The organism is Flammeovirga pacifica (assembly GCF_000807855.2).
GTDB lineage: Bacteria > Bacteroidota > Bacteroidia > Cytophagales > Flammeovirgaceae > Flammeovirga > Flammeovirga pacifica.
The window spans coordinates 2603363-2612938 of record NZ_JRYR02000001.1 but is presented as its reverse complement, the minus strand read 5'-3'; the positions used below and the strand labels follow the sequence as shown (position 1 = coordinate 2612938).

Annotated in this window: 8 protein-coding genes and 1 pseudogene; all 9 read right to left on the bottom strand. The window is 33.3% G+C overall.

Annotation, left to right across the window (positions count from 1 at the left end; all coding sequences use genetic code 11):
* Positions 1-4: 4 nt before the first annotated feature.
* Complete coding sequence (locus tag NH26_RS10200; RefSeq protein WP_071397143.1) at positions 5-364, bottom strand: linear amide C-N hydrolase; 360 nt, start codon at positions 362-364, stop codon at positions 5-7.
* Positions 365-573: 209 nt separating this feature from the next.
* Positions 574-1539, bottom strand: a complete 966-nt coding sequence (locus NH26_RS10195; RefSeq protein WP_044229818.1) for a helix-turn-helix domain-containing protein — start codon at positions 1537-1539, stop codon at positions 574-576.
* 150 nt (positions 1540-1689) lie between these two features.
* Positions 1690-3009, bottom strand: coding sequence for a metal-dependent hydrolase family protein (locus tag NH26_RS10190; RefSeq protein WP_044229821.1), 1320 nt, complete (start codon positions 3007-3009; stop codon positions 1690-1692).
* A gap of 210 nt (positions 3010-3219) precedes the next feature.
* A complete protein-coding gene (locus NH26_RS10185; RefSeq protein ID WP_052432327.1) occupies positions 3220-4512 on the bottom strand; it encodes a carbohydrate porin in 1293 nt (430 codons plus the stop codon).
* Between the two features lie 39 nt (positions 4513-4551).
* Positions 4552-6219, bottom strand: coding sequence for an amidohydrolase family protein (locus NH26_RS10180; RefSeq protein WP_084812269.1), 1668 nt, complete (start codon positions 6217-6219; stop codon positions 4552-4554).
* 279 nt (positions 6220-6498) lie between these two features.
* A complete protein-coding gene (locus tag NH26_RS10175) occupies positions 6499-7299 on the bottom strand; it encodes a hypothetical protein (protein ID WP_044229823.1) in 801 nt (266 codons plus the stop codon).
* A 54-nt stretch (positions 7300-7353) separates the two neighbouring features.
* A complete protein-coding gene (locus NH26_RS10170) occupies positions 7354-7983 on the bottom strand; it encodes a trimeric intracellular cation channel family protein (protein WP_044229836.1) in 630 nt (209 codons plus the stop codon).
* 89 nt (positions 7984-8072) lie between these two features.
* Positions 8073-9050 carry a linear amide C-N hydrolase gene (locus tag NH26_RS10165; RefSeq protein WP_071397141.1) on the bottom strand — a complete coding sequence of 326 codons (978 nt, stop codon included), beginning with the start codon at positions 9048-9050 and terminating at the stop codon, positions 8073-8075.
* A gap of 346 nt (positions 9051-9396) precedes the next feature.
* Positions 9397-9576: pseudogene (locus tag NH26_RS25410) on the bottom strand (linear amide C-N hydrolase); the annotation flags it as partial.

Here is a 9576-nt window from a genome sequence, read left to right as displayed (position 1 = left end):
TTCACTACACTACTTCATTAACCGTAGCATAATTATCTAAAATATATTGTCCCCAAGCACCAATCGATAATGTAGGTTTGTTGCTTTTTGAAACATCACCATACTCAGCTTCTGCTAAATACAACACATTACTTACTAACCCTTTTTCGTTCATACCGTCTGCTGTAGCAGCGTTATAAAAACTAGTTACAATAGAACCATATTTAGCGTTCCATTGAATAGGATTTTCACCAATGGCACCATCTCTTTTTAATCCTCTAGGGAATATCCATAAAGAAGTGGCTGCGGTAGGATCATTCCAGTCCATTCCTCTACCCGTAATAAATTCGTTGTTTCCAGTTTTGTAATTGATTCTTGAACACATAATTGTAATATTTATAATTTGTACTATTTATTTTAATTTATTCATTTGAGAGTTGTTTAATTGTATCTCCCAATTGATTACATTACAAATATCATGGTTAGGAAAAGGAATCTTTTGTACATCATGAGCAGAGAGTTATAAAAAATCGTCAGTTTTAACTTTTTCCGAATAAAGAGAGACGTTTTGAGGTAGAATACAATAAAATATTATTAGCCTTCTTTAAGTACCGAAGGAGGAAATCCATAATACTGTTTGAACATCTTACTCATATATCCCACATTCGTAAAGTTTAAATCCATAGAAATTTCAGTAATACTTTTACTGGTATGAGTAATTTGTCGGTAGGCTTCTTCTATTTTTTGTTGGTTGTAAAATTGAAGAACAGGTTTGTCAAAGATAGATTTAAAGATTCTATTTAATTTTGAAACACTCATTCCATATTCAAAGCTGAGTTCATTTAGGTTAGGTTGAATGGAAAAATTAGAAAGGTGATGTTCTTTCAGATGCATCATTTTTTTTAGATCATCTTCATGAATATTTTTTTTAAATAGACTGGAATCTTTGATCATCTTCTCATTAATGAGACCTATTATTTCAAGCGATTTAGTTAAAAAATAAATATTACGTCTTTTCTTTTTATCTAAATTTGAATTAATTGCTCTGACTAAATTTTCAATTTCTATATCTAAGGAGTAATATTTAAACCAAGCAGAATTATCTAAGATTAACTCATCTATTTTACTAGTTGAATTTCCCACCAACTGTTTAAATAAGTTCAAGGAAAAAGTAATGGAAAGCCACTTACAATTAGTTTCAATAGGGTATTGAATATCAAAATTTTGAAGTGAGTTATAAAAAAACACACCTAAGTTATTAAAATTATATTGATCATCTTTTCCAAAAAATGAACCTGTGAATCCAATTTTGATGGTAAAGAATGTCTCATCACTTTTGTTATTGATACTTTTAAATAAAACAGGCTTTTTAAAAAATAATGAGGAGACAGAAATATACATTTCTTCAAAAAATTGAAAAGAATGTGCTTCAATATCACACCAGCTATTTTTAACAGTAAGTGTTTCGTTATCCCAACTCCCTTTTAAATCTTTGGCTATCTTATTATATAATGCTTTTGGGTGAAGTTCATTCCCTTCTATTGTATATTGATATTCCATATTGAAGATAATTAATAAGAATTAAATATACATTAATAGTGAACAGTATAAAAAAAGAAGAAGAGCAAATACCCTTCTTCTTATAAAGTTGTAGAATGAATGTAGAGATCGTAATTTTAGAAAATGCTATATATCTTCATAAAGAAGCTACTATTTTAATTTGTTTTTGAATACTTTTCCATCTTTCATGATTAATAGAAGATTTTTTTCAGGGTTTGATAACAAGTTGATATCTTCTAAAGGATTTCCGTCAACTATTAATAAATCGGCATAAGCACCTTTTTCTACTACTCCTAATTTACCTTCTTTATAAGGATGTCTTTCACCACTTCTTTCAAATAATTCCGCATTGTTTGATGTGGCCTGTACTAAGATTTCATATCCAGAGAAGTACTTAGAACGTGCAGTAAACTCTAGGCTTTGCATTCTTTGAGTCTCTAAAGAACCTAAAGCATCTGTACCCCAACTCATTTTAACACCAGCAGCTTTGGCTCTTTTATAGCCAGCTTCAGCACCAGCCTGAGCAATTAAATATTTTTTTACTGATTCACCTTTCATGCCTGCCTGTTCTGGTGTAAGGCTAAAGGCAAGGAATTGAGTAGAGAAAAAGACATCATTGTCTTTCATCATTTTGAAAGTCTCTTCAGTAGCAAATAAACCATGTTCTATACTTTTAAAACCGGCATTAATTGCATTTTGTATGCCTTGATCAGAGTAAGCATGAATAGTTGCATAAGTACCCCATTTTTGTGTTTCTGTTGCAATAGCATCCAACTCCTCTAAAGTATATTCTGTAACATCAATAGGATCATGAGCACCTGTAATACTACCACTTCCAAATGCTTTAATTTGAGAAGCTCCACCTCTAAGTACATCTCTTGTGGCTTTTCTAACTTCATCAGGACCATCTGCAATAATTGTCCAACCTCTTAAGTAAGCTTTATCAATTTGTCCAGTGAAATGAGGAGATAAATAAAATTCTTTAGGATCGTAATCACCATGACCTGAAGTTTGTGATAAAAATGCACCTGATGGTAAAATTCTTGGTCCTTCAGTAACCCCTTTATCAATTAGTTGTTTTAATCCAAAAGAAGGACCACCAAGATCACGAACTGTAGTAAAACCTCTCATTAGCATTTCTCTAGCATTTACAGAAGCAAGAACACCAGAATATGCTTCAGGAGCACCATATACTAAATATTCGATATCATCATTCCACATAATGTGTGTATGAGAATCTGTTAAACCAGGGATGAGCGTTTGACCATGTCCATCAATTATCTCACAAGAATCAACATTAATATTTGCAGCAATTTTTTGAATCATGTTTCCTTCAACAAGAACATCAACTCCTTTATTTAATTTTTCATTTTTGCCATCAAAAACATTTACATTTTTAATAACGATTTTATTTTGAGCAAATGCTTGAGATGTAAAAATTAGCAAGATAGCTAGGAATAAATTTTTCATTTTTTTCTAATATTTAAATTGAATTTCCGTTTGATTACATTACAAATATCAACTTGTTTTATGTCAAACAACTAGAGAAAATCGTTAAGGAGTTATAGATTATCATCAAAGTGATTTTTTATTTTATTATAAAAAAAGTGACTATTAACTCATTGAGAGTAATAGCCACTGTTCCATTTTATAATAGCCTATATGTTTTTGAATTCTTTTTTATAAAAAGGCTCTAAATCTTAATCCAAATACCGATGTGAAATTTGTATTCATATTTAATGCTGGGTTAGCTACTAATTGAACACTTGGCGTTAGCTCTGTATGGTGTGTTAATTTGAATTTATAGAAAACCTCAGAGACATATTGATCTCTTAATTTTTGACCAAAAGTACTTTCACTTGGTCGGTTCCAGTTTAAACCTACTCCCAAAGTATTGGGTCCCATAATATTATAAGTAAAACCTGCACTAACTGAAGCTTCGTAAATACTTCCGCCATCCTTAGCCCAACCACCGCGAACGAAAGGCATAAATTTATTACCTATTAACCAACTAGCTGAACCAATTACTCCAAATCCACTTTTTGTACCGACCATTTCACTAGCGTCAACTTGCCATATGGTAGCATGAACATTTTTTAAGAATGCAGATTTCATTCCCGTTGTGTACCCTACTTCTAATGTTTTTAAGGTTTCAAATTTAGTAAAGAATGTTCCTGCACTTTTCCAAAACTCTGTGGCTTTACCGTTAATATCAATCATGCTTCCTACTAAATATACATTATCATTAACCCAAACATTGAGCATTGCTCCCATTGATCCATCAGGAAAGAGTCCACCTAAAGTACCTGATCCTGTAGCAAAAACGATGTTATTAAAACTTGTCCAAGGACTTGCAGCAGCATGAACATCTACCCAGTCAGTTACATCTACAAAACCTGTATAAAAAACAATCTTATTATTATTGAAGCTTTGTCTCCAATATAAATTGGTCATTCTCCACTTTTGGTCGTTGTAAACAGATTGCATAAAGCCTGCAAATCCAACATCAATAGGTCCAAATTCTCTCAAAGCATTATCCGTATATTTATGTCTATTTTCAAATTTAAAAACCAGACCACCTTTTGATGTCCCTTTTTTGTTACCAATTAAATCCCATTTACCATAGACTCTAAATACACCACTAGCTCCCACATTATTATTGACAACTGAGGTTGCACCCATTACTTGAGAATTGTAATCCATATTGGCCATAAAACCTGTTTTCTCATAAAACTTTTTCTTGGCTTGGTCAGTACTGTCTACTAGATGCCATAAGCTTGTTTTTTCTTTCTCATTGGCATCACTTTTTAATTGATTTTCTACAGATGCAGGGCTTGAAATGTTTTTTTCTTTTATATCCTGACTAAAACTTTTGGTCATATTGAAGAAGATCAAAAATGACAATAAGAAATACAGCTTTGCTGAGACCTCCTTTATTGCTAAAGGAGATCTTTTAATTGATAGGTTATTCATAACTAATAGTATTTGGTAGTTTTTAATTCTGAAAGGAGCTTATTTATTGTCTTGAGGCTCGTGATGATGATCATGTTTGTGTTCGTTGGCATGAAGCGAACAATCATCAACAGATATATTATTGATAGCATGTTTCTTCAACCAGTATTCTTTGCTCAAAGGCTCAAGTTTTGAATCATCAGTTACTTGATAGCGAATTGGCTGACCTGCCCACACTTTTTTAAATTCTGAATTTTCTACAACACACTTCCCATTTACTATTACATAAGGAATTCCACTTGATGGTAAACCTTGCTGTTTCATTTTATAATTGGCTTTATCAGTTACTGTTTCGGGATCAAAAATTGTGATATCAGCTACCATACCTTCTTGCATTCTTCCTCTTACTTGCATAGCTTCTAAACCTGCGTCACCAAGGTGCTTTGCTGGCCAATATGACATTTGAGAAAGACTAAACATTAACGGAACACCATTTTCTCTGGCTAATCTAAGTACCTTTGCTCTTGTTCCTGCAGTTCTTGGATGGCCTTTATATTCTTCATAAGGAACGTCCCATGAGTCAACACCTAAACCTGAATATATTGCATCTGAAGCTACTGTCATGTGAGGCATTTTTAACCAGTCGTTCATCCATAATTTTCTATTCTGATTGTAAATGACTACCAGACGGCTAGGGTCTTTTTTCTCTGTTTCTAAAAACTCTTCTTTTGTTAAAAACTTATCGTCGATGGGATCATAGATATCTCTTTCGTACACACCACCAAAAACATTTTCTAGCATTTCTGGTTGCAAGAAAGAAGAAGAGATTGATGTTGAAGCCGCTGTGTAAGGATAATATTCAGACCAGACATTATGTCCTTGTGCTCTTGCTTTTTGTAACTTATCTTCATTTTCCATCCAACCAAAATCGTTGTTATGTTGTAATAAAAGAGGCGCGTTTAAGACTAATGCATTAGCTAGAATTTCTTGAAACCCAATGGGTGCTTGAGGATTTTTGGGACTGCCATGATAACGAACATGAGCTGTCGACACACGACCATATTTTGCTGCTACCTCTTGAAGTTTATACATTTCTAAAGTACTTACACCGTCTACCATATAACCAACAGTAGAGTTAAAGCCAATAGCACCTTGCAGCATTCCTTCATCAGCTAATCGCATAATTTCATTCAATTGCTCAAGATTACTTTCTGTATCTTGCCAACCACAATTACCATCAGCACATGCTTCAGCTCTTAGTCTACCCAATAAAACGGGAGCATCCGCCCATTCAGGAAGTTCTACTTCCGGATCTAAAACTTGAATTCGAATACCTTCATGGCTTATTCCTGTTCCATAATTAAGTGGCCATGCTCCTTCTTTAGCCTTATACCAATTATCAACTTTGATGGCTCCAATTTCAAGATCCATTCCTGTTGTAACACCATCTCTAGCAGCTAGTTTTAATGATAACCCATCCAAAGCATGAAAATGCGTATCAATAAAACCAGGAGCTACAACTAACCCTTTGGCATCTATTGTTTTTTTTCCTTCAATTTCTTTAGGAGTAATAATGGCAATATTACCATCTTTAACTCCAACATTTAATACTCTATCTAACATCGTTTCAGGGTCCATCACTCGTCCATTCAAGATGACTAAATCATAATCTTGAGCGTTGACAAATAGTACTGAAAATAGGAAGAAGATGATCAATTTTGATTTCATAATAATATAATTTTGTGATTCTTTTCGTTTGATTACATTACAAATATCACCTTGTTTTGTATCAAACAACTAGAGGAAATCGTTAAGGAGTTATAGATTATCGCTAAAGTGATTTTTTAGAATTAATATAGCATGAAGCAGTATTGAAAACTGAGAAAAATAGACATAAAAAAATACGAACCTCAGAAGAGATTCGTATTTAAAAGTGGAGATAATGATATATCTAGTAAAGTAATTTCCCTTATATATATTACCTCAAATAACGATATTAAATAAATGTTATTTAGGGAAGATAAAAGATACCGAAGCTCTAAATCCATATCTTGATTTATGTGCTGTGGGAGCTGCTAAATTAAATCGTGGACCGACAGATAATTGTACTTTTTGTTTTCCTAAACTTGTTACGCCATTGATACTAGGAGTGAACCAAAGTACTGTTGACTGATGGTTCCAATCATGAGTCATTTCAAAAACAGCAGAAGCACCTGCTCCACTTTTCCAGTTATAAGAAAGGAAAGGTTGTAAGAAAAATTGATTGACATCTGTGGTACCACTTCCTGCAAAACTCCAAATTTGATTGACAAGTAAACCATAGGTAAAAGCATTCTGTTGTTTTAAGGCTACAAATGTAGGGCCTGCACCAAATTTACCTGTGCCTAGAAATTCATTTGACGCTGATGGTAAAAGAATAGCTGGCCCAATACCCCAAGTCAATCCTTTTTTAGAATTGGATGGACTAAAGAATCCACTTAATACCATATCTCCTGTACCTGTTTCAATATTATTTAAACCAGTAATATTTTCTTGATGTACCACAGGAAGTACCATACGAGTAATTAGGTTTACCTTATCTGAAATTTTGAAAGGAATAACAGGTTGAATATTTACTGTATTTCTGGTACCATTAAATTCGCCAATACCAAAATCCATATTATTTTGAAAAGGAACACTGATAAGGTTCGCGATAGGATTGGCTAATTTTTTTGCTAAATCATGGTCATCATCCTTAGTTTGGGCAGTAGCCGTCTGAGTACAAATTGCAAAAAATAGCAAAATGTATAGTGTAGTTAAACGTTTCATTATTAATTTATTATTCTTTTTTTGATATAGTGTTTATAAAATTGATTGGATCATTTATGATTGTATGAGCATCCACTTAGGAACATTTAATTTTTTGTAAATAATTATAGCTCTCATCAAAAATGTGAAGATGATAACAATAGAACCTATTAGTATAGAGTATTGAGGTAGTATTGATACTAAGAATACATAAGCAATTGCACCGATTGTTAGAGGCACTGCATATAATTCTTTTTTCATCAACAAAGTGGAATTTCCTGCGATAATATCTCTTGTAATACCACCACCAATAGCTGTAATTAAACCAAGTACTACTGGACCAACAGGCATGGCAAAATTCAATTGTATTACTTTATCAGCTCCTTGGATAACGAATAAAGCTATTCCAGCTGCATCCAAGTATAACATAAGTTGGTAGATGTATTTTTTTTTCATCCAATGATGTCCATAAAAAGCAATAATACTAGAGACCAATGCTACCCATATATAGCTTAAATCCGTGGACCAAAATACAGGTACATCTAAAATAATATCGCGTATAGTACCTCCACCAATAGCCGTTATTATACCCATAACTGATGCTCCAAATACATCTATTCCTTTTGGAATGACTGCTAAAACAGCAGTTACAGCAAAGGCAATAGTACCTAGCATAGCAATGATAAATGAGAAATTTTGTGTCATGTTTTTATTCATTAGTGATTGAAGAATGGATTAAAGACTTGAGGCCTCTAAGAAGCAATACCCGAGGACTCAAGTACATACTAGAATAATTATTTAGTCATGAATTTGAAAGGTTGTGCTACTTCAAAATGAGCAGAAGCATCTCCAGCATAATTGATGTCAGTATCACAATCTAATTGTTTCACATCAGCACCTTCATTGAAATCAACTTCGTTAAGATCAACATAGAAAACAGAAGGACGTAATGAAGAATCAAAGTAATATCTGTTAGTTTGATTGTCTGCAATTGTTCTCCAAAGCGTAGCAGAGATGTTTGGATGGTCTTCGTCAGCCATTCCAAGAGGCACACCAATAGATCTCATTTGCGAAAATACAGAAGCCGTAGCAAGATCTTTATCAGTATATTGAGGAGAAGATTTTAATGCATAGTTTAAGCGAACAAAACGATCAGCAGCATTGATTGTCCCCGGAAGCATTCTGTTACCACCTACTGTTTCCCAATACTTATTGATAGCAAGTTGCTCTTCAAATCTAGGAGAGTTGGTCATCACATTGTATTGTTTTCCGTGATGTATGACTAATTCACCTTCTAAATATTCTAGAATAGCAGAGTCACCCGTCGGGTCAGAAATCGCCATGTGAACACTTGCCGCTCTTCCGTTTGGTAATGTCGGAGCATCGATAATATAAGGAGCATCCTCCATTGCTTTCACTACGTCATTAACCGTAGCATAATTATCTAAAATATATTGTCCCCAAGCACCAATCGATAATGTAGGTTTGTTGCTTTTTGAAACATCATCATACTCAGCTTCTGCTAAATACAAGACATTACTTACTAACCCTTTTTCGTTCATGCCGTCCGCTGTAGCAGCATCATAGAAACTAGTTACAATAGAACCATATTTAGCGTTCCATTGAATAGGATTTTCACCAATAGCCCCATCTCTTTTTAATCCTCTAGGGAATATCCATAAAGAAGTGGCTGCGGTAGGATCATTCCAGTCCATTCCTCTACCCGTAATAAATTCGTTGTTTCCAGTTTTGTAATTGATTCTTGAACACATAATTGTAATATTTATAATTTGTAATATTTATTTTAATGATTCATTTGAGAATTGTTTAAGTTTATTTCCCAATTGATTACATTACAAATATCAGGGTTTGGAAAAGGAATCTTTTGTATGTTTTGAGCAACGACTTATATAATATCGTTAGAATGTGAATTGTGTGCGGAAAATCTTCTTTTATTGCCTTTTATATAAGTTTTAATTGATTAGTTTGTAGTAAGTAAGGGGGAAGAAGTATACATTTTTTGTAAAAGGAATCTGTAAGGTTTCTTGTATAAAAAAACACGAACCTTTATGTAGGCTCGTGTTCTCGATTGATGATTGATTTTATATACTTTAATGATTATTTAGTCATGAATTTGAAAGGCTGTGCTACTTCAAAATGAGCAGAAGCATCTCCAGCATAATTGATGTCAGTATCACAATCTAATTGTTTCACATCAGCACCTTCATTGAAATCAACTTCGTTAAGATCAACATAGAAAACAGAAGGACGTAATGAAGAATCAAAGTAATATCTGTT

What these genes read in the sequence shown, in the direction of transcription:
- NH26_RS10175 (WP_044229823.1), bottom strand. Translation starts at nt 7,299, where the DNA reads ATGAAACGTTTAACTACACTATACATTTTGCTATTTTTTGCAATTTGT.
- NH26_RS10195 (WP_044229818.1), bottom strand. Translation starts at nt 1,539, where the DNA reads ATGGAATATCAATATACAATAGAAGGGAATGAACTTCACCCAAAAGCA.
- NH26_RS10180 (WP_084812269.1), bottom strand. Translation starts at nt 6,219, where the DNA reads ATGAAATCAAAATTGATCATCTTCTTCCTATTTTCAGTACTATTTGTC.
- NH26_RS10200 (WP_071397143.1), bottom strand. Translation starts at nt 364, where the DNA reads ATGTGTTCAAGAATCAATTACAAAACTGGAAACAACGAATTTATTACG.
- NH26_RS10165 (WP_071397141.1), bottom strand. Translation starts at nt 9,050, where the DNA reads ATGTGTTCAAGAATCAATTACAAAACTGGAAACAACGAATTTATTACG.
- NH26_RS10170 (WP_044229836.1), bottom strand. Translation starts at nt 7,983, where the DNA reads ATGACACAAAATTTCTCATTTATCATTGCTATGCTAGGTACTATTGCC.
- NH26_RS10185 (WP_052432327.1), bottom strand. Translation starts at nt 4,512, where the DNA reads ATGAATAACCTATCAATTAAAAGATCTCCTTTAGCAATAAAGGAGGTC.
- NH26_RS10190 (WP_044229821.1), bottom strand. Translation starts at nt 3,009, where the DNA reads ATGAAAAATTTATTCCTAGCTATCTTGCTAATTTTTACATCTCAAGCA.